The organism is Austwickia chelonae NBRC 105200 (assembly GCF_000298175.1).
GTDB lineage: Bacteria > Actinomycetota > Actinomycetes > Actinomycetales > Dermatophilaceae > Austwickia > Austwickia chelonae.
Map to the genome: position 1 here is coordinate 95,230 of NZ_BAGZ01000003.1, position 22,611 is coordinate 117,840.

Here is a 22,611-nt window from a genome sequence, read left to right on the forward strand (position 1 = left end):
CCTCCGATCACCGCGAATTACCGGTGTAGTTCGGGGCCGCCGTGGTCATCTGGATGTCGTGCGGGTGCGACTCCTTCAGCCCGGCCGCCGTGATCCGCACGAACCTCCCCTTGCTCTGGAGCTCGTCGATCGACCGCCCACCCACGTAGAACATCGACTGACGCAGACCACCCACCAGCTGGTAGACCACCGCCGCGAGAGGCCCGCGGTAAGCGACCTGGCCCTCCACCCCTTCAGGGACCACCTTGTCGTCGTCGGTGACATCACCCTGGAAATAACGGTCCTTCGAATAGGACTTCGCCCGGCCACGGGACTGCATCGCCCCGAGCGAACCCATCCCCCGGTACTGCTTGAACTGTTTGCCGTTGATGAAGACCAACTCGCCGGGACTCTCCTCGCACCCGGCCAGCAGCGAACCCAACATCACCGTGTCGGCCCCGGCCACCAGAGCCTTGGCGATATCCCCCGAGTACTGCAGGCCACCGTCACCGATCAGAGGGACCCCGGCCGGACGACAGGCCAGGCTCGCCTGATGGATAGCGGTCACCTGAGGCACCCCGACCCCGGCCACGACCCTGGTCGTGCAGATCGACCCCGGCCCGACACCGACCTTCACCCCGTCGGCGCCCGCATCGACCAGGGCCTGTGCTCCGGCACGTGTGGCCACATTGCCACCGATGACATCGACCCCCTTCGTCGCCGGGTCGGACTTCAACCGGCGGATCATGTCGGTGACGCCGCGGGCGTGGCCGTTGGCGGTGTCGACCACCAGCAGATCGACCCCGGCCTCAACCAGCGTCGTCGCCCGCTCCCAGGAGTCACCCCAGAAGCCGACCGCCGCACCTACCCGGAGCCGACCGGCATCGTCCTTCGTCGACAAGGGGTACTGCTCGGACTTCGTGAAGTCCTTCACGGTGAACAGACCGCAGAGCCGCCCCGCCGCGTCGACCAGCGGCAGCTTCTCGATCTTGTTCTTCGCCAGCAGAGCCAGCGCCGCCTCCTTGTCGATACCGACCGGCCCCGTCACCAGGGGCGCCTTCGTCATGACATCGCGCACCCGGCGGGAGAAATCCGTCTCGAAACGCAGATCACGGTTGGTGATGATGCCGACGAGCAGACCGCTGTCGTCGACGACGGGTAGACCGGAGATCCGGAACTGGCCGCAGGTGGCGTCCACCTCGGCCAAGGTCGCATCAGGGCTGGTCGTCACCGGATCGGTGATCATGCCGAACTCCGAACGTTTGACCACGTCGACCTGGTGGGCCTGGTCCTGGATCGACAGATTCCGGTGCAGGATGCCGATCCCGCCCTGCCGGGCCATCGCGATCGCCATCCGGGATTCGGTCACCGTATCCATCGCCGCGGAGACCAGCGGGATCTGCACCACGATATTGCGGCTGATCCGGGTGGCCGTATCGGCCTCGCTGGGGATGACGTCCGTGTCGCCGGGCAGCAGCAGCACGTCGTCGTAGGTCAGGCCGATCGTGGCAAAGGGATCCCGGTCGGGTCCGGTCGCATCGTTCATCACCTCAGTCTAAGACCGAGGCGAGCGTCACCCCGCCCGGCAGGACCGGACGACACCGCAGCTCCCGGGCAGCCGAGTACCCGCCCTGGCGGATGGTCCGAAGAGGACCGTGCCGCCAGGACGGACCCAGGTCAAGGCGCTTCCGGCGCCGGCGGAGGCGCAACCGGAGGCGGTTTCGGCGCCGGCGGCTTCTGCACCGGCGGTTTCGGCGGAACCGGCGGAGGCGCAACCGGAGGCGGCGGCTGCTGCGGCGGAGGCGCAACCGGTGGAGCGGCCGGCGGCGGAGGCGGAACCGGATGATCCCGGATCGTCGGCTGGACCCGTGACGGCGTCGGAGCCTTCGGGGAGGCCACCGTGGGGCGACCCGGGTCACTGGGTCGATGGGCAGGCACCGACACCGGCGAGGTGCGATTCCCCACGCTCGACGACGACGGCGAGGAAGTCGCGCCCGCAGTGCTCTTCGTCGTGATCGTCGACGACGGCTTGTTGTTCTGGTTCTGGATCTTCACCGGACGCACGATCGGTGACAGCAGAGGGACATCGACTCCGGCGATCGCCAAGGCCACCGACCCCAGGATGCACAGGGCCACGCCGCCGCCGACCGCAGCCGTACCCACCGCACCCTTGGCCGGACGTTCCTCCGATGCCGAGAACTCCTCGTTCCGGTCGTCGAGTGTCGCCAATACACCCTTGGGTGGCCCGGCAGCCGCGATCTGGGTCTTCGCCGGAGAACGGCCCGAGTCGCCCGTGGCGTCCCGGTCGAGGGACGCGGTCGCCGCAGCAGGAGGCATCCGCCGGGTATGAGCCTCCTCCCGAGGGCTCCCGGCCTCGGCGTCGTACCCGCGGTCGACCGCTGCCACCCGCGCCGTCGCCGCGGCCACCACCGGTGCCGCCACGGTACGCCCCGCCACCGGTTGGACCCGGGTGTGTCCCCCGCCGTCCTGCTCCGGGACCGGCCCGCGAGCCTTCTGCTGACCGGCCGGGGACATCTCGATCGGAGCGGTAGGCGGCGCAGGAACTACCGGGTTCCCGGGCGCGTCACCCTGCCCCGCGTTCCCCGGAGCCCTGCCGGCCTCGACCGGTTCCACCGGCTCGGTGTGTGGATCCTGCGCGGCCGGGCGATGACCACCCTGCTGATAGCGCGTCTCCTCCGCCCGCGGCACGGGGACGTCCTCGGTGGACGGGCCGGCCGTCTCGGGGTCCGGTCCGGGACGAGGCCCCGCCGGAGGACGACCGGGCGGGCGCATCGGACCCGCCGGAGGGCCGGCGTTCAAGGACTGCCGCGACCCGGCCCCTGCCTCGAACCTGGCCATGTCCACGAAATGCTCCGGGGCGTCACGCAACAACACGGTGGAAGCCGACAGCCCGGCCGCGGCCAGGATCCCGGAGACCCCAGCCTTCGGACCGGCCCAGCCCGCGCCGACGACCTCTTGGAGGACGTCCGCAGCGCGTTCCTCCACCGCTTCCAGGCTGAAGGAACGCCACGATCCCGCAGCGTCGACCAGCACCGGTTCAGCCCAGGCCTGCAGGAGCAGAGCCGTCGGATCGTCGAAGATCAGCTCCCCCCGCGCCAATGCGTCGAGGAGCTGATCGTCCACGTCGTAGAAATCGCCCGACATCACTCTTCACCCCTGGCTTCGTACATCAGACGCTGCAAACGGACGAGCGCACGGTGCTGCGCCGCACGCACGGAGCCCACCGGCATCCCCAACGAATCTCCGGTCTCCTCGGCGGAGAGTCCGACCGCTATTCGCAGGATCAGCAGTTCCCGCTGCTGCTCGGGAAGCTGGTCCAACAGATGCCAGGCCTCCCAGGTCTCGTCGGAACTGCCCCCCAGCAGTTCGGGCAGCTCTTCGCCCCGCTCCGACTCGTCCATCACGGCTTGGCAGGCCTCACCCACCGCCCGTGCACAGATCGTGTGAACCACTTCGTCGAAGGGCTGCGCGAACTCGTCGTACGACAGAAGCTCGACCAACGCGGCGACACACACTGCCTGCGCCACCCGTTCGGCAGCCAGAGCCACCTGCGGGAACTGCGGGAGCTTCGCCCTGCTGTACCGATAGGCGCGGTCATGGACGCAGGCGGCCAGGCGCTCACGCGCCTCCTCCTCACCGGCGCGTGCATCCATCGCCAGCTCGGTCAGTGCCGACCACTCCGAAGGTCTCCCCGACTCCGACGTCTCACCATGGCGTTCCATTCCCGTCCGGTCGAACGGTCCTCGCCGGTGATAGTCACTCCCTCCCCTGGAGTGGCCCCCCGTCATCCGTCGAACTCCCTCTCCTGGCCGCTCTCACGGCGTCCGGCGCGGACATCCGACCCGTCGGGGTCCTCACGGATGGCTGACGCCCACAGCACCCCGATCACAGGCTGTTCTCCTGACTGTTGGCTCATGGGCTGGTCTTTCTTCCTCCCAGAGGTTTTGGCCGGCCCCTCAGCGGGTACCCCGTGACTTGACGCCCCGTCGGGCGTGCGTCCGACGACCGGTGAAGAGAGTCATTCTCTCATTCACCTTGCCAGACGCCGACCAGAACGCGGCAACCTGGTGGACCATCACCCGTAAGGAGACATCGTGGCCGAGATATCGAGGCTGCCAGGACCCCTAGCCGACCAGTGGGAATGGCAGTTCGCCGGCAGGTGCCGGACATCGGACCCCGATGTCTTCTTCCATCCAGAAGGTGAACGCGGCTCCGCCCGCAGGCGGCGGGACGAGGCCGCCAAGAGCGTCTGCCGACGCTGCTCGGTCCTGGTCGAGTGCCGAACCCATGCGCTGAAGGTCCGGGAACCCTACGGAGTCTGGGGCGCTCTCACCGAAGACGAGCGAGAATCCATCCACCTCAACGAAAGACAGGTTCCCGCCGCGAGCTGACCCTGAACGGCCCCACCCTAACCCGAGGTCAGGAAGACGGATGGCCCGCCCCCTGTGCAGGGGGCGGGCCATCCGTCTGGGGTCAGGTCGGCTCAGTGACCGTGACCGTGGCCGTGACCGGCTGCAGGAGCAGCCTCCTCGACCTTCTTCTCCACCACGAGGGTGTCGGTGGTCAGGACCATCGACGCGATCGACGCAGCATTGCGCAGCGCGGAACGGGTCACCTTGACCGGGTCGATGACACCGGCAGCCATCAGATCGCCGTAGGCACCGGTGGCCGCGTTCAGACCCTGGCCGACGGGCAGCTCGCGCACCTTGGCGACCGCGACATAGCCCTCCATGCCGGCGTTCTCCGCGATCCAACGCAGCGGCTCGGCGGCAGCCTTCTTGATGATCGCCGCACCGGTGGCCTCGTCACCGGAGAGCGCCAGGGTGTCGACGACCTCGGAAGCGTGGACCAGAGCGGTCCCACCACCGGCGACGATGCCCTCCTCGATGGCCGCGCGAGTCGCCGAGATGGCGTCCTCGATGCGGTGCTTCTTCTCCTTGAGCTCCACCTCGGTGTGCGCGCCGACCTTGATGACGCAGACGCCACCGGCGAGCTTGGCGAGACGCTCCTGGAGCTTCTCGCGGTCCCAGTCGGAATCGCTGCGCTCGATCTCCTGCTTGATCTGGGCGACGCGGGCGTCGACCTCGTCCTGCTGGCCGCCACCCTCGACGATGGTGGTGTTGTCCTTGGAGACGACGACGCGGCGGGCGACACCGAGCATGTCCAATCCGGCGGCGTCCAGCTTGAGGCCGACCTCCTCGGAGATGACCGTGGCGCCGGTGAGGATCGCCATGTCCTGCAGCATCGCCTTGCGGCGGTCACCGAAGCCCGGCGCCTTGACGGCGATGACCTTCAGGACCTCACGCATGCGGTTGAGCACCAGGGTGGACAGGGCCTCGCCCTCGACGTCCTCCGCGATGACCAGCAGCGGCTTCTTCGCGCCGGCGATCTTCTCCAGCAGCGGAAGCAGGTCCTGGACGCTGGAGATCTTGCCCGAGTTGATCAGGACGTAGCAGTCCTCCAGGACGCCTTCCATCCGCTCGGAGTCGGTCACGAAGTACGGCGAGAGGTAGCCCTTGTCGAACTGCATCCCCTCGGTGAACTCGAGCTCGGTCGACGCGGTCTGCGACTCCTCGACCGTGATGACACCGTCCTTGCCGACCTTGTCGAAGGCCTCGGCGATCAGCTCGCCGATGGTGGCGTCCTGCGCGGAGAGGGCGGCGACCTGAGCGATCTCGGTCTTCCCCTCGACCTCACGCGCGTTGGACAGCAGCTTGTCCGACACGGCGGCCACCGCGGCGTCCATACCCTTCTTCAGCCCGGAGGGCGCCGCACCTGCGGCGACATTACGCAGACCCTCCTTCACCATGGCCTGGGCCAGCACGGTCGCGGTGGTCGTGCCGTCACCGGCGATGTCGTTCGTCTTGGTGGCGACCTCCTTGGCGAGCTGCGCACCCAGGTTCTCGTAGGAGTCCTCGAGTTCGACCTCACGGGCGATCGTCACACCGTCGTTGGTGATCGTGGGAGCACCCCACGACTTGTCGATGACCACATTGCGGCCCTTGGGGCCGAGGGTCACCTTGACGGTGTTGGCGAGGGCATCGACTCCCCGCTCCAGTGCCTTGCGGGCGGAGTCGTTGAACTCCAGCTCCTTGGCCATGTCAGTCCTTCTCTCTGCAGTCTGGGGGCCGGGTTCACCGACCGGGGGTGCTCACGGACGACGCACGCCCCGGCGCGCACCTGGTGGAAGGTGGGGCCGGGGCGCCGTCAGAGGTATCGCCTACGAGCGGTCAGCGCTCGACGATCGCGAGGACGTCGCGAGCGGAGAGGATGAGGAACTCCTCGCCCGAGAACTTGACCTCGGTGCCGCCGTACTTGCTGTAGATGACCTTGTCGCCGACCTTGACGTCGAGCGGGATGCGGTTGCCGTTGTCGTCGACGCGCCCGGGGCCCACGGCGAGGACCTCGCCCTCCTGGGGCTTCTCCTTGGCGGTGTCCGGGATGACCAGTCCGGATGCGGTGGTCTGCTCGGCCTCGCTGGACTTGACGACGATGCGGTCCTCGAGCGGCTTGATGGAAACCGACACGGTAGGAACCTTTCGCTTCGGCCGTGCCCGCCTGGGCACGGGTGGACTGATGGGCAACTCCCTGCGCACACCTGACGCCGTCGCGGGGGTCGCCAAGCACGCTGTACGGAAGCGATCTTGATCCACTCCGGTGCGAGCGACTGCGTTTAGCACTTGCCCGCATGGAGTGCTAAAGCGAATTTAGGCCCGGTCTTAGCACTCGGTCAACTCGAGTGCCAACACGGGGGCGTCCGCGCCCCACCTACCAGCAGACGTCCCGGACCGCCCACAGGGGAGGAGAACTCACCCCGCCGGAACCCGAAGAGCACTCGACCCTCCCCCGGCGGACGCACCCGCCACCGCGCCGCACCGACGACGCCCCGGCCGGGCCGCAGTCCACCCCCGTACCCCGTGCGGCAGGATGAACACCATGGAAATAGGCGTCGTCGAAAAACTGCTCTCCCCCGAAGGATGGGCGCTGCTCAGCTCGCTCCCGCCCTACGACGACACCACCGCGCTCCACCTCGGAGCCTCACTGCGCGAAGCCGGATACGACCCCGAACTGGTCTCCGCCGCCCTCACCCAAGGCCGACTCCGCGCCCGCGCCCAAGGAAAACTCGGCGACTTCGCCGCCGGAATGCTCTTCACCCCCGACGGGCTCGAACAAGCCACCCGCCTCGAACTGGGCGCCCGGCACGCCTCCCGCTACCGCCAAGCCGGCATCGAACACGTCTGGGACCTCGGCTGCGGAATCGGCGCCGACGCCATGGCCATGTCCGCACTCGGACTACGCGTCACCGCCGTCGACCAGGACCCCGCCACCGCCGCCATCGCCGGAACCAACCTGCGCTACTTCCCCGACGCCCGGACCAGGGTCGGCGACGCAGCCACCGTCGCCACCGAGATCGAACCCACCGACGGGGCCTGGTTCGACCCGGCACGACGCCGCCCCGGACACCACGACGCCCGAGGCCGCACCCGACGCACCTTCCGACTCGACGAACTCACCCCCACCTTCGACACCCTGCTGGACACCGCCGCCCGCATCCCCGCCACCGGCGCCAAACTCAGCCCCTCGCTCGCCCACTCCGCCGTCCCCGCCGGCTGCGAAGCCCAATGGACCTCCTACTCCGGAGAAGTCCTCGAATGCGCCCTCTGGTGGGGGCCCCTCGTCACCCACCCCGGACGCACCGCACTCGTCCTACGACCGTCGTCGGCCGATGGCACCACCCCCGCCGTCGACCTCACCCTCACCCAGGACGACGCCCTCCCCGGCGAAGACCGACCCACCGCCACCGCCCCACCGGCCGAAGGCGACTGGATCTGGGACCCGGACAAAGCCGTCGTCCGTGCAGGACTCACCGGCGCCCTCGTCGCCGCCACCGACGGGTACGAGCTCGCCCCCGGAGCCGGCTATGTCGCCGCCCGAACATCCTCCGACGTCGCCTACGCCCGGCGGTACCAGATCATCGCCGCACTCCCCCTGCACCACAAGACGCTGCGCAGCTGGCTCCGCGACCGAGGCATCGGACGACTCACCATCAAGAAACGCGGCATCACCCTCGACCCGGACCGGCTCCGCAAAGACCTGCGGCTCGACGGCCGCGGCCACGAACTCACCTGCATCATCACCCGCATCGGCGAGAAACAGTTCTTCCTCGCCGTCAACCCCCGACCCGCCACGCACACCACGTCGGAGCACACCGCATGAACACCATCAGCACCACGGACACCCCCCTCGACGTCCCCACCGGCGACACCACCCGGAGCACAACACTGCCGCCGCCCTCACCGCAGACCTACGAGAACGCCCGCACCTACAGCGACGCCCAGGCCAAACCCCTCGGCGCCTTCGGCCGGCTCGAAGAACTCGCCGCCTGGATCAGCGCCTGCCAGGAACAGCTCCCGCCCGCCCCCCTCGACGACGTCCGCGTCGTCGTCTTCGCCGGCGACCACGGCGTCGCCGCCCACGGAGTCTCCGCCTACCCCTCCTCGGTGACCACAGCCATCGCCACCGGCGTCGCCCAAGGCACCGCCGGGGTCAACGCCCTCGCCTCGGCACACGGCATCCACGTCCGCGTCGTCGACATCTCCTGCCTGGACGACATCGACATCCCCCTGCCCGCCCACGCCAGCCCCGTGGTCAAGATCCGACGCGGCAGCGAACCCTTCCACCTGCGCGACGCCCTCACCCTCGACGAAACCAGGGACGCGCTCCAACTCGGCGCCCGGATCGCCACCGAGGAGATCGCCGACGGCGCCCAGCTCCTCATCGCCGGTGACGTCGGCATCGGCAACACCACCGCCGCCACCGCGCTCATCGCCGCCACCTACGACCTGCCCGTGCCCGCCGCCACCGGACGCGGAACCGGAGTCGACGACGAAGGGCTACGCCGCAAGACCGAAGTCATCGAAACCGCCATCGCCCGGATCGGCGCCCGCCGCCACGACCCGCTGCACCGCCTCGCCGCCCTCGGATCGGCCGACCTCGCCGCCGCCACCGGATTCATGATGAGCTCCGCCCGGCAAGGCGTCCCCCTGCTCGTCGACGGAGTCATCTCCGCCGCCGAAGCCGTCATGGCCGAATCCCTGCAACCCGGCACCCGCGCCTGGATGCGTGCCGGACATCTCTCCCCCGAACCCGGCTGCGGGCAAGCCCTGAGCCGACTCGGACTGACCCCCATCGTCGACCTGGGCATGCGACTCGGCGAAGGCAGCGGCGCCGTCTGCGCCGTCCCGATCGTGCGCACCGCCGTCGCCGGGATCAGGGAACTCGCGCTGCTCAGCGAGCTCACCGACGTCGACCACCCCGACAATGTCACCGACAGGACCCCGCAACCGTGAGCACCGGGCAGGACCCCAGCACCTCCAAATCCCGCCCCGGGCAAGGTCCCGGGGTCCTGCCCCGCGACGCCTTCGCCCTGGCCATCGGGACCCTCACCGTCATCCCGACCCCGCCACCGACCGCGGTCAATCCCCGGGTCGCCGGCTGGGCGATGGTCATCGGCCCGGTGGTGATGATCCCGGTGGCCGTGCTCTCCGCCGCTGCCGGAGGACTCCTCGCCCACGCAGGAATCCCCCCCACCGCGGCGGGGCTGGTCACCGTCGGTCTCGTACTCGCCCTCACCCGGGCCATCCACGCCGACGGCCTGGCCGACACCGTCGATGGACTCGGCGCCTCCTGGGACCGGGAACGCGCCCTGGACGTCATGCGCCGCGGAGACGTCGGCCCGATGGGCGCCTCCGCGCTGATCGTCGTCCTGATCCTGCAGGCGACCTGCCTCGGGCCGATCCTCGCCCGTCCCTGGGGATGGGCCGTCGCCGCGGTGCTGATCGCCGCGTCCCGGGCGGCACTGGCCACCGGCACCCGGATCGGTGTCCCCGCAGCCCGCCCCGAAGGACTCGGCGAAGCCGTCGCCGGAGCCGTGCCCTGGTGGCGGTGGACCCTGTGCTGGACAGCCACGGCCGCTGCCGTCCTCGGCGTCACGACCTGCACCGTCACCGCCGGAGGAGATCCCTCGACGACCGTATTCCTCCCCGGGACCCCGGTCCCGGCGAACGCCCTGGCAGCCGTCCTCAGCGCCCTTCTGACCTGCGAACTCGCCCTGGCCTTCGTCGTGCGTCGACTCGGGGGGATCACCGGGGACGTCCTGGGCGCGCTGGTCGAGATCGCGGCCGTCGCCCTGTTCCTGGTGGTCCTGCTCTGACCGCGACCGGCGAACCCGGCAGACGACCGGATCAGCCCAGGAGACGGTGACAGCGGATCAACCGGTCCCGCCACCAGTCGACCCGCTCCGGCGGCGCCGCCCACCTCGCCATGAGTTCCTCGTCGCAGACCACCGGCCGCACCTCGAGCATCCCGCCGGCCGGAAGCAAAGGATCACGGGCGACATCCCCCGCAGCCAGGCCGATCGTCCCCAGCCCGCAAGCATATTCCAGCCGGGGCAGTGCCGCCGCCAAGGCCAGCCCGGCAGCGATGCCCACAGAGGTGTCCAGGGCGCTGGAGACCACTGCGGGCAGACCGGCCTCCTCCACGATCCGCAGCGCCCTACGGACACCGCCCAACGGGGCCACCTTCACCACGATCAGGTCCGCCGCACCCAGATCACGGACCGCCAGCGGATCACTCGCCTTGCGGATCGACTCGTCGGCAGCGACCGCGACATCCACCCCGGAGCGGGCCAGCTCCCGACGTAACCTGGCCAACTCCTCCACCCGGGCACACGGCTGTTCGACATATTCCAGGTCGTGGCCGGCCAACCTGGAGATCGCCTCGACAGCCTGTTCCACCGTCCAGGCACCGTTCGCGTCGACCCGGATCCGAGCCCCGGCGCCCACGAGCGCACGCACCTCCGCCACCCGGGCCAGGTCGTCCGCCAGACTCTGACCGCGTTCGGCGACCTTGACCTTGACGGTGCGGCACCCGTCGTACCGGGCCAGTACCGAGGCCACCCGGTCAGGGGTGACGGCCGGGACGGTCGCATTGACCTCGACGGAGCGACGCCGCGGCTCCGGATGCCCGATCCAGGCCGCTTCCAGGGCTGCGCCGAGCCAACGGGCCGCCTCACGGTCCGGATACTCCAGGAAGGGCGCGAACTCGCCCCACCCGGCAGGACCGCGCACCAGGAGGGCCTCGCGCTCGTCCACGCCGCGGAAGCGGACCTTCAGGGGGATGCGGACGACCCGCGCCCCGGCGAGGACCTCCGACAGGTCCGGCGGCGGGACGGGCACGCCGACGCTGGGCTCAACCATCCGCCCAGGCTAGTCGGGAACCCGCGGCCCGGTTCAGCCCAGGTCGGCGGCCTGGACCGCCGTCGCCACGATGAGATCCATGATCTGGCCGACGTCGGCATCCTTGGGCAGCAGATTCACCGCTTTCGACAGCCCTTGGAGCAGCGGCGGATAGACCTGGGTGCCGTTCCCCTGGTCGAGTGCTTTCGCCGTGGCCGCCGCGGAGGCGACGTCGGGGAAGACGAAGACCGAGGGGTTTCCTCGGCCGGGGACGGAACCGGTCGTCGCCTGGTGGAAGGAGACCGGGCCGCAGGTCACCAGGTCGGGGCGGTGCTCGGCCAGGACGGCCCGGGCGGCGGCGATCGTCGCGCGGTCCGCCTCAGCGGTCGGGGACGACGAACTGGGTGCGATGAAGGCGACATGGGTCGACACCCCACACATGCGGGCCGTCTCCGCGGTGCGGACGGCGATGGCCGCGGCGGAGGCCGCATCGGGATGCGCGGTGAACAAGGTGTCGGCGACGAAGACGACCTCGTCGGGCAGCAGGACGGCCTGGGCCGCAGAGATGACCGGGGCTTCGTCGAGCAGGGGGATCACGGCCTGGACGGTGTCCAGGAAATGGGAGCGGGTCTCGTCGAGCCCGCCGACCAGCCCGTCGACCTCGCCGTCGCGGATCAGGGCCAATGCGTGCAGCAACGGCGAATCCTGCGGGAGATGCAGCCCGGCCGAAGCCAGCTCCTTCTGCAGTCCGGCAGCGGTGGCCGACCCCTCGGCCGGGTCCAGCACCCGGACGTTGATCGGGAGACGTGACTCCCCGAAGAGTGCCAGTTGCTCGTCCAGGACGGACCGGTCCACCAGTGCGGTGAATCTCAACGCGTCGTGCCTCTGCAGCAGGTACAGGGCTCTCATCAGGCGGTGGTCGGTGACATCGGTGACGGCCAGGTGGATGTGGCCGCGCGACATCTGGGCACGCAGGAAGGCCTTGAGCTGGGCGGGGGTCGTCCGGGTGGTCTGTGCCCGGAGCGGAAGACCGTCGAGGAAGGCCTGGTCGTAGTTCTGGGCGACGATTTCCATCACCCGCCGGGCCCGGTCCTCGTCGTCGGCGGGGATACGGTGGTCCATGTTCACGATGCGGGTAGCGGTGGGGAAGGTCGCCTCCGAGGTGGAGAGCAGCGGAAGCTCCCCGGAGAGGGCCGGTCCGACCAGGTTCATCACCTGCGGGTCGGGGCGTACGCCGACGGTCATCAGCAGTCCGGCCAGTCGGATACCGGCGGCTTCGGCCAGGGCCACGGCCATGAGGACGTCGTGGCGGTCACCGGGGGCCACGACGAGGGCGCCGTCGGTCAGATAGGGCAGGAATCCGGGGACCGTCTGTGCGGCGATGACGGTCGAGGAGACCCGGCGGGACAGGTCGCCGGAGAAGACCTCGAGGCCGAGGTCACGGACCAGGTCGGAGATCCGTGGCCGCCCGAATTCGTCGTAGTCGTCGACGATCGCCGCGCAGGACAGGTCGTGGGCGCCCAGGGCGTCGACCAGCTCGGCGTGGTCGACCTCCTCGGGGACCCGGTTGGCGACGACGCCGACGACCCGGCTCCGGCCGTGCACCTGGTAGACCTGGGCGACGGTGGCCGCCAGCTCGGCGAACCTGGTCACGTCGTGGTCCTCCACGGTGCCGACGAGGACGACCTCGGTGTCCAGCGAGCGGGCCAGCTCGACGTTGATCCTGCTGGCGTAGAACTGCTCGCGCGAGGGCACCATTCCCTCCAGGACGAGGATCTGGTGGTCGTCGTCGAGTTCGGAGATCAGTTCCACCGCATTGGTCATCACGCCGGGCAGTCGTCCCAGCGCGAGCCGGTTCTCCAGGTCGGCGGCGTCGATGGGTTGCGGTGGTCGTAGTGAGGTCGCCAGGCGGAACAGACTGGTGGAGCTGTCCTCGACGGCGCCACGCACCTCCCCGAAGGGTTTGGCGAAACCCACCGACAGGTGTCGTCCTTCCAGGGCGTGGACCAGTCCGAGGCAGGCGGAGGTGACCCCCGCCCCGGGGTTCAGCGGGACGACGAGGATACGGCGGGCCATGAGCGGCTCCCTCGGGTGTGTGCCGGTGCGGGTCCGGTGGGTGTGGCTCCTGCAGGTGTCACATCGGCCGCTCACGCGCATTTCCGAATCTTTTTCGCATGAGGACAAGCGGATTCGCCGCTAGCAGGTCGTTCTTGGCGGCGGATCTTCGCTGTCCGTGCTCCCGGAGGGGCCCCTAGGATCGACGACGTGACCAGCGATCCCATGACCCCAGCGGAGAAACCGATCTCACCGACCTTCGATCCGGAGGCCTGGGCCCCGGTGCCGGGCTTCGAGTTCACCGACATCACCTATCACCGGTGCGTGCTGCCCGGACCGGTCCCGGGGCGCACCCTGGGCGCCGTCCGGATCGCCTTCGACCGTCCGGAGGTGATGAATGCCTTCCGCCCGCACACCGTGGACGAGCTCTACCGCGCCCTGGACCACGCCCGGATGACCCCTGATGTCGGGGCGGTCCTCCTGACCGGCAACGGGCCCGGACCGCAGGGCACCGGCGCCGCCGACAAGTGGGCCTTCTGCACCGGGGGCGACCAGCGCATCCGTGGCCGCAGCGGGTACCAGTACGCGTCGCAGGACGCGACCGCGGTCGGCGACGAGACCGCCTCGTCGGTGGACGAGGCCCGGGTGAAGGCCGAGGGTGGGCGTCTGCACATCCTGGAGGTGCAGCGGTTGATCCGGACGATGCCGAAGGTCGTGATCGCCCTGGTCAACGGCTGGGCCGCCGGGGGTGGGCATTCGTTGCACGTGGTCTGCGACCTGACCCTGGCCTCCCGGGAGCATGCCCGGTTCAAGCAGACCGATGCGGATGTGGGCTCCTTCGACGCCGGGTACGGTTCGGCCTACCTGGCCCGGATGGTGGGGCAGAAGTTCGCCCGGGAGATCTTCTTCCTCGGCCGTACCTATTCGGCGGAGGACATGCACCGGATGGGCGCGGTCAACCTGGTGTGCGAGCACGCCGATCTGGAGACGGAGGCCCTTCAGGTCGCCCGGGAGATCCTGGGCAAGTCCCCGCAGGCGCAGCGGATGCTGAAATTCGCTTTCAACCTGGTGGACGACGGCCTGGTCGGTCAGCAGGTCTTCGCCGGGGAGGCCACCCGTCTGGCCTATATGACGGACGAGGCCGTCGAGGGCCGCGACCAGTTCCTGGAGAAACGCGACCCCGACTGGTCGCCCTTCCCCTGGTATTTCTGAGCATCGTGCCGGTGGGTTCGGATGGCTCCGGGCCCACCGGCACCGGCCGGATCAGCGGTAGATGGGGCCGCGGTGCACCTTGTGTGCCGCAGCCTGGGCCACCGGTTTCACGGTGAGTTTGTCGACATTGACGTGGTGCGGCAGTTCGGCCACCCAGGCGATGCATTCGGCGACATCCTCCTGGGTGAGGGGGCGGTCGACGCCTTCGTACACCTTCGCCGCTTTCTCGGCGTCCCCGTCGAAACGCACCAGGGAGAACTCGTCGGACTCGACCATGCCCGGTGCGATGTCGCAGACCCGGACGGGTTGCCCGTTGAGTTCGAGACGGAGGGCGTCGCTGACGGCGACCTCGGCGAACTTGGCGGCGTTGTAACCACCTCCGCCTTCGTAGGCCGTCTGGCCGGCGATGCTGGTGATCGTGATGATCGTGCCCTGCCCGGAGGCGACGAGGGCTGGCAGGAGCGCCTTGGTGACGGCGACGGTGCCCAGCACATTGGTCTCGAACATCATCCGGTACTCGGCCAGGTCGGCCTCGGCCACCGGGGAGAGACCGATGGCGCCGCCGGCGTTGTTCACCAGCAGGGTGACCCGGTCGCCGGCTTCCGCGGCCAGTGCGGCGACGTCATCGGGGTCGGTGACATCGCACCGGACGGCCCGGCAGCCGGTCTCGGCGGCCAGTTCCTGCAGGCGGTCGAGCCGCCGGGCGGCGGCGATCACCTCGAATCCGTCCTGCGCGAGCCTGCGGGCGGTCGCCCTGCCGATGCCACTGCTCGCACCGGTCACCACTGCCACTCCACGATTCGTCATGCGGTCATTCTCCCCGTTTCGGTGGTCGGATCGGTCCGGGTGGGCAGGGTACTCGGGTGGTGGGCGGCGCTCCGCGGACGTCTTCCCTGCGCGCCGGACCGGTCACCTATGGTGTCGTTGTGTCCCGTGACCTGGTCCTGTTCCCCGTGCGTCCGGGTGAGCGCGCCTTGGAGGTGGCGGGGGCTCTGCGTGCCGCCGCGGAGGGCTCCGGGCCTGCCGTGGTGCCTTTCGCTGCGGACGGGCCACGGCCTGTCCTGCCCGGACATGATCCGGGAGAGTTGCCCGACGATCTGGTCGTTGCGGTCGGGACCTCCGGGTCGACGGGGGTTCCGAAGCGGGCGCTGCTGACCGCGGCGGCGCTGCGGGCGAGCGCGCGCGCCACGGAGGAGCGGTTGGACGGCCCGGGTGATTGGCTGTTGGCGCTGCCGGCTCATCATGTGGCGGGTTTGCAGGTGATCTTCCGGGCTGTCTGCGGAGGTGGTCGGGTGACGGCGATGTCGTCCGGGTCGTTCCGGGTGCCGGAGTTCGTCGATGCTGCGGCCCGGGTGCACCGTGCGGCGGGGAGTGCTCCGTCCTATGTCTCGTTGGTTCCCACTCAGGTGCACCGTCTGGTGGGCTGCGCCGAGGGGGTGGCTGCGCTGCGTCCTTTTGCGGCGGTTCTCGTCGGGGGCGCGGCTGCCGATCCTGCGCTGGTCGGGCGGGCCCGTGAGCTGGGCGTTCGTGTGGTGACGACCTATGGGTCGAGTGAGACCTGCGGGGGCTGTGTCTACGACGGTGTGCCGTTGTCCTGTGCCGGGGTCGTTCTGGAGTCGGCGGGTTCGCCAGCGGGGGTCGGTCGGATCGTCCTTTCCGGGCCGATGGTGGCTGCCGGTTATCTGGGTGATGCCGCTCGGTCCCGCGATGTGTTCGGTGCGTCGGTGGGGGGCCGGTCGTTCCGCACCGACGATCTGGGCCGTTGGGAGGAGGATCCGCGGACCGGGCGGCGGGTGCTCGCGGTGCGGGGGCGGGTCGACGACGTGATCGTCACCGGGGGGATGAAGGTGTTGCCGTCGGTGGTGGAGGGTGCCTTGGCGGGGCTGGTCCGGCCGGGGTGGACGGTGGTGGTCGTCGGGGTGCCGGACCCGCACTGGGGTCAGGTCGTGGCAGTGGCGCTCGCTCCTGTCCCACCGGCAGATCCTGACAGGGCGAGTATCGATTTTGCTTCTTCTGCAAGCAAATCCGACGCGATCACCCCTTTTCTGGAGGGGCTCCCCCCGGAACTTTCGCAGCTTCGCGAGCGTCTACGTGGACAAGTGCCGCACTACGCCCTTCCCCGGCGTCTGGCGGTTTTCCCCTCACTGCCGACGATCGGTGTCGGCAAGGTCGACCGCGCCGCTGTCCTGCAGAGGTTCCTCAGCGGAGCTGACACAATGAACAGCGGTGATCGACCTGCCGTCCCGGGCTGAACGGGTCGGCTTGCGACCAGGTCGGCTCCCGCCGACGAAAAATCAGACCAAGGAGTGGGACGTGTTGCGGGTGGTGCTGATGCTGGCGCTCCTGGCCTTCACGGTCTATGCGGTGTCCGACTGCATCCAGACCGACGAGGAGCGGATCTCGGGGCCGCCCAAGACCACCTGGGTGATGATGGTCCTGGCCTTCCCCGGCGTGGGCGGTGTCGTCTGGTTCATGGTCGGCCGACCGTACGGACAGGACAATTCCTCCTTGCTGAAACGCCTACGAGAACCTCCGCGGCCGAAAGGACCCCGCGGACCCGATGACGACCCCGACTTCCTGAAGAGTTTGTGATGGCGACCGTCCCCCAATGGATCGAAGGCGCACGCCCGCGCACCCTGCCCGCTGCCATCGCACCCGTGGTCATCGGGACCGGCGCGGCCGCGGCCCTCGGCAGACCCTCCGCCGGTGCCGCCATCCTGGCGCTCGTGGTGTCGATCTGCTTGCAGATCGGCGTGAACTACGCCAACGACTACTCCGACGGGATCCGTGGCACCGACCATGCCCGGATCGGACCGATCCGTCTGGTCGGCCAGCAGCTGGCGAGCCCCGAGGACGTCAAGCTCATGGCGATGTGCTGGTTCGGTTTCGCAGCCTTGGCCGGCCTGGCCCTGAGCGCGCTGGCCAATACGTACTGGATCCTGCTCCTGGGCGTCGCGGCCATCGTCGCAGCCTGGTTCTACACCGGAGGCAAACGCCCCTACGGTTACATGGGGTTGGGCGAGGTCTTCGTCTTCATCTTCTTCGGCCTGGTCGCCGTGCTGGGCACCCAGTTCACCCAGGCCCTGGCGCTCTCTCCCGCCGGTTGGGCCGGTGCCGTGGGTTGCGGTTCGCTCAGCTGCGCGATCCTCATGGTCAACAACATCCGGGACATCCCGGGCGACTCGGTCAGCGGGAAACGCACCCTGGCGGTCCGGCTCGGCGAGAAGCGGGCCCGCATCGCCTTCGTCCTGATGATCCTCCTGGCCTTGGGTTGCGCGGTGACCGCCGGGACCTTCCACCGAGGTGCGCTGGCAGCGGTCGTGTCCTTCGCGCTCGCCGTCCGTCCGGTCTTCCGCGTCCTCAAGGGAGCCAAGGGTCCGGCGTTGATCTCGGTGCTCGGCTCGATCGGACAACTGACCCTGGCCTACGGGATGCTCCTGGGGTTGGGGATGTGGCTCGCACCGACCCCCCTCTCGTGACGGCATCCCCCGAGAGGGAGAGTTGAGGAGGGCATTGCGCGAAAGTCCTCGCGCGATCCTCGCGAAGAGGCGAGAATGCCCTGAAGCGAGTTTTCCCACCGACGGGGAACCCGCTCGTTCTACATCATCCGTCGCGCTCGGCAGCCCACGGGCGCCGATCTCGAGGAGCATCCGTTCATGGCTCGCGTCCTGGTGGCCTGCGACAAGTTCAAGGGTTCGTTGACCGGAACCCAGGTGTTGACCGCGATCAGCGAAGGGATGCGCGACGCCGTCCCCGACCTGGAGGTCAGCGCAACCCTCATCGCCGACGGCGGCGACGGCACCCTCGACGCCGCCGAGACCGCCGGTTTCACCCGGGTGGCGGTGACCGCGTCCGGGCCCTTCGGCGAACCCACCAACACCTCCTATGCGATCCGTGGCGAGCAGGCGGTCGTCGAGATGGCCGACGCCTGCGGGATCGTCCGGGCAGGAGCACGCCGCGACGCCCTGGGCGCGACCAGCCGCGGCGTGGGCGATGTCATGGTCGCCGCCCTCGACGCCGGAGTGCGGGACATCGTGCTCGGCATCGGGGGGAGCGCCTCCACCGACGGCGGCGCAGGAATGCTGCAGGCCCTGGGCGCGCGTCTGCTCGACGAACAGGGCAACGACCTGCCTCCCGGCGGCGCCGCGCTGGCCCGCCTGGCCACTCTCGACCTGACGACCTTGCACCCGGCGCTCGCCCACAGCAGGATCACCCTGGCCAGTGATGTCAACAACCCGCTGCTCGGCGAGCAGGGCTGCGTGGCGATCTTCGCCCCGCAGAAGGGCGCCGACGAAGCTATGTGCGCGGAGTTGGAGAAGGCACTGACGCATTACTCGGCGATCGTCACCGAGGCCACCGGACGGGATGACACCGGGCGTCCCGGAGCCGGAGCCGCCGGTGGTGTGGGCTATGCCGCCCAGGCCGTGCTGGGCGCGACGATGCGCCCGGGGATCGACGTCGTCCTGGGCCTGGGCGAGTTCACCGAACTCCTCCCGGGCGCCGACCTGGTCGTCACCGGGGAGGGCGCGCTCGACCTGCAGACCCTGTTGGGCAAAGCTCCGGCCGGGGTGGCCCGGGCGGCGAAGAAGGCCGATGTCCCGGTGATCGCCCTGTGCGGCCGCGCCGAACTGACCCCGCAGGAGATCGCCGAGACCGGCCTGGACGCGATCTACCAGCTGGTCGACATCGAACCCGACCCGCAGGTCTGCATGCAGGAGGCCGACCGGTTGCTGCGGGAACTGGCCGGGCGAGCCGCCCGGGAGCATTTCGCCGGCTGAGGGCTGCCCCCACGTCGAGATCGCGGTGCGCGGTCAGCGGTAACGCTCACCGTTCGCCGCGATCTCGGCGTCCTCGGCGTCCTCGTCCCGAAGCGGTGCCCTCGTGGTGGGCGGGGTGTCCGTGACGCGTCCGGCCCGCCCACCGTCCTTCCCGGTGTCCGACGGGCGACCGTCCCCGTGGGCGTCGTCCTTGGCCTGGTGACGGGCCTCGACCCGCGCGGCGATACGGGCACTCATCTCGTCCCGGGGGCCGTTGAGGACGAGCATCGAGATCACCATCGACACGGTCGCGGCGAGCAGGAGCAGGATGAGTACCCGGTCACGCAGCGGCGGGATCAACCACAGCACGACCGTGCAGAGCAGGAAGACGCCGATCCGGAGCACGGAATAGCGCAGGAAGGGAGACCTCATCTTCGACCTCACAGTCCGGAATAGGAGTGTTGCCCGGCGAAATAGATGTTGACGACGGCGAAATTCACGATGATGGCCAGATAGCCGACGATCGCCAGGGCGTTCGCGGTGCGTCGGCTCCAGCCGCTGGTCGACCGGGCGTGCAGGTACCCGGCGTAGATCACCCAGATGATGAAGGTCCAGGTCTCCTTCGGATCCCAGTTCCAGTAGTAACCCCACGCCTGCTGCGCCCAGATCGCCCCCGCGATCAACGAGAAGGTCCACAGCGGGAAGGCCACGATGTGCAGGCTGTAAGCGGTGCGATCCAGGCTCTCCGCGCGGGGCAGGGTGTCGAGGAAACTGGCACGCGACGCCCGACCCTCGACGACCTTCCGCTCCCGACGCTCCTTGACCAGATGCAACACGAGGACGCTCGCCGCGATGGTGAACACCGCCACCGACAAGGTCGCGATCGGTACATGGATGGCCAACCAGAGACTCCGCAGACTGGGCAGCAACTCTGCCGCCGGCGAATACCAGACGGTCAGCGCCAACCCCAGGACGAGCAGGACGGGCGTGGTGACGAAGAGCCCCAGCCAGGTCAGCGGCCAACGCAACCCCATACCCAGATAGACCGCCAGGACCAGCATCGATCCGAAGACCGCGAACTCGAACATATTCGCCACCGGCACCCGGTTACTGGCCAGGCCTCGACAGACGACCGAGACGACCAGGAACATCAGGCTCAACCAGGTCAGGCTGGCGCCGGTCACCCCGGCGGACGCGCCGCGAGGACGGGACGGCCGGTTCTGCGGAGCCCCCTGCCGTTCTTCTCCGAGAGGGCTCCCCGCGGTCTCCTCGACGACCTCCGCAGAGGATTCTCCCGTTCCGGCGCCGACCGACGTCCCCCCTACGCCGGCGAATTCCTTCTCCCGGTCCTGCGTCGCCGGCCGTCCTGCCGCATCCGGCCGATCGGCGAAGGCCACGTACACGGCGAAGGCCAGCATCGCGAGGGTCAACACCACCATCGCCGCGTAGAGGGCGAGATTGGCGTAGTTCGCCAGCTGCAGGTCGATGCCGGCGTCGAGCAGGAGGATCGTCATGAGCCTGTCCGCAGAGGTCGGGCCCCGCACGGGGGTCTGGATATGTCGGCTGCCGACCACCTCGTAGGTCTCACCCAGGACGGTCGGCAGACCGGCCGTCCGCTCAGACTAACGTCCTGAACCCACAGAAAGGCCCTGCTCGTTCCGCCGTTCGGCGACCTGCCTCTCGGTGACCCGCCTCAGCAGATCGGCGACGACCGCATCCAGGTTCGGGTCGTCCCCCTTGGCCAGTCCGGCGACCTCCATCCGGGTACGTCGACGGCCGTCCGACCCGACCGGTTCGGTGTGTACCCGCACGAAGATCCGTCGGCGGCGCACCAGCAGGGAAGCCACCAGGCCCAGGGCCGCCACCAGCGCGGAGGCCAGGGCGAGCGGCCGGGCCGGGTCGTACCTGGCCGACACCCCGGCCCACCGGTCCAACTGGTCGAAGGTGACGCTCCCCCGCCCGCCGGGGAGTTCGGCGCTCTGCCCCGGGGTCAGGGTCAGACGCACCGGCGCACCGTCAGCCCCCGTGACCGGGGCCATCCGGCTGGTGTCCACCGTGTACACCGACTGGGCCCGCCCCTCGGGGAAGAGCTCCCCCTCGTAGGCGGTCAGGACGAGTGCCGGATTGGTCGCTCCGGGGAAGGTCGACCGAAGTCCTCCGTCGGTATCGACCCCTGCGGTCGGCAGGAGGAGCCCCATCAGGCCCAGCTGTTTCGGCTGGGCGCCGGTCACCTTGACCGCCCCGGTGGAGGTGTAGTTGTCGTCCTGGGGCAGAAAAGGAACCTGCTGGCGGAAGAGCACCTGGCCCGAACCGTCCCGCACGGTGATCGTGGGCGCATATCCGTTGCCCAGCAGGTACACCTGGGTACCGCCGAAACCCAGAGGGCCGTTGACCGACAGCTCCCGCTGCTGCAGGGATTGTCCCGGCCCCTCGCTGACACTCGTGCGAGCCCGGAAATCCCGGGGTGCGCCGACCTGCCGGCCCGCGCGCGGATCGGACTCGAAACGTACGTCCAAGGAGTCGATCCGCACGGTGAAAGGATGCAGATCCTCGACGTCGACCCAGGGCCCTGGATTGAAGGTGTCGTAACCGGACACCGAGTTCGAGAAGGACTGCCCCACCGGGACGATCCGGTCGCCCCGCCAACCCACCAGGTGCCCCCAGGCCAAGGCCACGATCAGGGTCAGCAGTGAGATGTGGAAGAGCAGGTTGCCGGTCTCCCGGGAATAACCGGTCTCGGCGGAGAGCGTGTTCGGGTCGTCGTCCCGGCTGCATCGGAAACGGTACCGCCAGCCCAGGGCCCGGCGAGCTTGGGCCAGGACCGCCTCCGGTTCGCCGTCGACCACGCCCTCGCAGTGGCTGGGCAGTCGCTCCAGACGACGTGGCGCCCGTGGCGGCGGCTGACGGATCGCGTGCAGGTGAACTCTGGTCCGAGGTACCACGCATCCGACGAGAGAAATCATCAGCAGCAGGTAGATCGCCGAGAACCACGGCGAGCTGAAGACCTCGAAGAAACCCAACCGGTCCAGCCACGGCCCGCTGTCGGGATGCTCCCGCAGATAGTCCGCCACCCTGGTCGGGTCGAGACTCCGCTGAGGGAAAACCGAACCGGGCACTGCGGCCACCGCCACCAACAACAGCAGGAAGAGGGCGGTGCGCATGCTCGTCAACTGTCGCCAGGCCCACCTGAACAGCCCGACCAGCCCCAGGTCGGGAAGCCGGCCCCCCGGGGTCGCCCCGTCGGGATCCTTCTCGTCGGCCTTCTCACCGTGCTGATGCTGCGCGTCCATATTCCTCGTCAGCCTGCCATATCCGACCCGCCGAGGAGCTCTTCGACGCAAGGCGACTCC

The 22,611-nt window shown here is 69.4% G+C and carries 21 protein-coding genes; 9 read left to right on the plus strand and 12 right to left on the minus strand.

Annotation, left to right across the window (positions count from 1 at the left end; translation table 11 throughout):
- Positions 1 to 7: 7 nt before the first annotated feature.
- The 4 genes from guaB to AUCHE_RS17670 form a co-directional block, all read right to left on the minus strand.
- Complete coding sequence (gene guaB, locus AUCHE_RS02185) at positions 8 to 1,525, minus strand: IMP dehydrogenase (protein WP_040321184.1); 1,518 nt, start codon at positions 1,523 to 1,525, stop codon at positions 8 to 10.
- A 131-nt stretch (positions 1,526 to 1,656) separates the two neighbouring features.
- On the minus strand, positions 1,657 to 3,144 hold the full coding sequence (locus tag AUCHE_RS17185) for a hypothetical protein (protein WP_006501625.1): 1,488 nt from the start codon (positions 3,142 to 3,144) through the stop codon (positions 1,657 to 1,659).
- A complete protein-coding gene (locus AUCHE_RS02195) occupies positions 3,144 to 3,653 on the minus strand; it encodes a sigma factor-like helix-turn-helix DNA-binding protein (protein WP_162137212.1) in 510 nt (169 codons plus the stop codon). Before AUCHE_RS02195 ends, AUCHE_RS17185 begins: the two co-directional genes overlap by 1 nt.
- Positions 3,654 to 3,784: 131 nt before the next feature.
- A complete protein-coding gene (locus AUCHE_RS17670; RefSeq protein WP_281242636.1) occupies positions 3,785 to 3,916 on the minus strand; it encodes a hypothetical protein in 132 nt (43 codons plus the stop codon).
- A gap of 178 nt (positions 3,917 to 4,094) precedes the next feature.
- Here AUCHE_RS17670 and AUCHE_RS02200 point away from each other — a divergent pair, with 178 nt between their 5' ends.
- Positions 4,095 to 4,391: a WhiB family transcriptional regulator gene (locus AUCHE_RS02200; protein WP_006501627.1), complete on the plus strand. Its 297-nt coding sequence runs from the start codon at positions 4,095 to 4,097 to the stop codon at positions 4,389 to 4,391.
- 92 nt (positions 4,392 to 4,483) lie between these two features.
- Here the strand turns inward: AUCHE_RS02200 and groL are convergent, their stop codons facing one another.
- Positions 4,484 to 6,100, minus strand: a complete 1,617-nt coding sequence (gene groL / locus AUCHE_RS02205; protein ID WP_006501628.1) for a chaperonin GroEL — start codon at positions 6,098 to 6,100, stop codon at positions 4,484 to 4,486.
- Between the two features lie 130 nt (positions 6,101 to 6,230).
- Entirely contained in the window at positions 6,231 to 6,527 is a 297-nt protein-coding gene (gene groES, locus AUCHE_RS02210) for a co-chaperone GroES (protein WP_006501629.1), read from the minus strand.
- 409 nt (positions 6,528 to 6,936) lie between these two features.
- Here groES and AUCHE_RS02215 point away from each other — a divergent pair, with 409 nt between their 5' ends.
- Genes AUCHE_RS02215 through AUCHE_RS02225 form a run of 3 tightly spaced genes read left to right on the plus strand, consistent with a single transcriptional unit; the run spans position 6,937 to position 10,213 of the window.
- Complete coding sequence (locus tag AUCHE_RS02215) at positions 6,937 to 8,217, plus strand: class I SAM-dependent methyltransferase (protein WP_006501630.1); 1,281 nt, start codon at positions 6,937 to 6,939, stop codon at positions 8,215 to 8,217.
- Positions 8,214 to 9,350 carry a nicotinate-nucleotide--dimethylbenzimidazole phosphoribosyltransferase gene (gene cobT / locus AUCHE_RS02220; RefSeq protein WP_006501631.1) on the plus strand — a complete coding sequence of 379 codons (1,137 nt, stop codon included), beginning with the start codon at positions 8,214 to 8,216 and terminating at the stop codon, positions 9,348 to 9,350. Before AUCHE_RS02215 ends, cobT begins: the two co-directional genes overlap by 4 nt.
- Positions 9,347 to 10,213: an adenosylcobinamide-GDP ribazoletransferase gene (locus AUCHE_RS02225; protein ID WP_006501632.1), complete on the plus strand. Its 867-nt coding sequence runs from the start codon at positions 9,347 to 9,349 to the stop codon at positions 10,211 to 10,213. The genes cobT and AUCHE_RS02225 overlap by 4 nt, the downstream gene beginning before the upstream one ends.
- 31 nt (positions 10,214 to 10,244) lie before the next feature.
- Here the strand turns inward: AUCHE_RS02225 and AUCHE_RS02230 are convergent, their stop codons facing one another.
- Both AUCHE_RS02230 and AUCHE_RS02235 read right to left on the minus strand, forming a co-directional pair.
- A complete protein-coding gene (locus AUCHE_RS02230) occupies positions 10,245 to 11,258 on the minus strand; it encodes an o-succinylbenzoate synthase (RefSeq protein ID WP_006501633.1) in 1,014 nt (337 codons plus the stop codon).
- Between the two features lie 33 nt (positions 11,259 to 11,291).
- Complete coding sequence (locus AUCHE_RS02235; RefSeq protein WP_006501634.1) at positions 11,292 to 13,313, minus strand: phosphate acyltransferase; 2,022 nt, start codon at positions 13,311 to 13,313, stop codon at positions 11,292 to 11,294.
- Between the two features lie 204 nt (positions 13,314 to 13,517).
- Between AUCHE_RS02235 and AUCHE_RS02240 the strand changes: the two genes are divergently transcribed.
- Entirely contained in the window at positions 13,518 to 14,504 is a 987-nt protein-coding gene (locus AUCHE_RS02240; protein ID WP_040321260.1) for a 1,4-dihydroxy-2-naphthoyl-CoA synthase, read from the plus strand.
- A 51-nt stretch (positions 14,505 to 14,555) separates the two neighbouring features.
- Here AUCHE_RS02240 and AUCHE_RS02245 read toward each other — a convergent pair whose 3' ends face one another.
- Positions 14,556 to 15,311, minus strand: a complete 756-nt coding sequence (locus AUCHE_RS02245; RefSeq protein WP_006501636.1) for an SDR family oxidoreductase — start codon at positions 15,309 to 15,311, stop codon at positions 14,556 to 14,558.
- 119 nt (positions 15,312 to 15,430) lie between these two features.
- Here AUCHE_RS02245 and AUCHE_RS02250 point away from each other — a divergent pair, with 119 nt between their 5' ends.
- The 4 genes from AUCHE_RS02250 (at position 15,431) to AUCHE_RS02265 (ending at position 19,282) form a co-directional block, all read left to right on the plus strand.
- Complete coding sequence (locus AUCHE_RS02250; RefSeq protein ID WP_040321263.1) at positions 15,431 to 16,756, plus strand: AMP-binding protein; 1,326 nt, start codon at positions 15,431 to 15,433, stop codon at positions 16,754 to 16,756.
- 61 nt (positions 16,757 to 16,817) lie between these two features.
- Complete coding sequence (locus AUCHE_RS02255) at positions 16,818 to 17,096, plus strand: PLD nuclease N-terminal domain-containing protein (RefSeq protein WP_006501638.1); 279 nt, start codon at positions 16,818 to 16,820, stop codon at positions 17,094 to 17,096.
- Positions 17,096 to 17,983 (plus strand): 1,4-dihydroxy-2-naphthoate polyprenyltransferase, encoded by an 888-nt coding sequence (locus tag AUCHE_RS02260; RefSeq protein WP_006501639.1) that lies wholly within the window; start codon positions 17,096 to 17,098, stop codon positions 17,981 to 17,983. Before AUCHE_RS02255 ends, AUCHE_RS02260 begins: the two co-directional genes overlap by 1 nt.
- Positions 17,984 to 18,160: 177 nt before the next feature.
- Positions 18,161 to 19,282 carry a glycerate kinase gene (locus tag AUCHE_RS02265; protein WP_006501640.1) on the plus strand — a complete coding sequence of 374 codons (1,122 nt, stop codon included), beginning with the start codon at positions 18,161 to 18,163 and terminating at the stop codon, positions 19,280 to 19,282.
- Positions 19,283 to 19,315: 33 nt separating this feature from the next.
- On the opposite strand, the gene AUCHE_RS15415 is transcribed toward AUCHE_RS02265, so the two are convergent.
- The 3 genes from AUCHE_RS15415 to resB form a co-directional block, all read right to left on the minus strand.
- On the minus strand, positions 19,316 to 19,693 hold the full coding sequence (locus AUCHE_RS15415) for a DUF4229 domain-containing protein (RefSeq protein WP_006501641.1): 378 nt from the start codon (positions 19,691 to 19,693) through the stop codon (positions 19,316 to 19,318).
- Positions 19,694 to 19,701: 8 nt separating this feature from the next.
- On the minus strand, positions 19,702 to 20,775 hold the full coding sequence (ccsB, locus tag AUCHE_RS02275; RefSeq protein ID WP_006501642.1) for a c-type cytochrome biogenesis protein CcsB: 1,074 nt from the start codon (positions 20,773 to 20,775) through the stop codon (positions 19,702 to 19,704).
- 108 nt (positions 20,776 to 20,883) lie between these two features.
- On the minus strand, positions 20,884 to 22,551 hold the full coding sequence (resB, locus tag AUCHE_RS02280) for a cytochrome c biogenesis protein ResB (RefSeq protein ID WP_006501643.1): 1,668 nt from the start codon (positions 22,549 to 22,551) through the stop codon (positions 20,884 to 20,886).
- Positions 22,552 to 22,611: the final 60 nt, after the last annotated feature.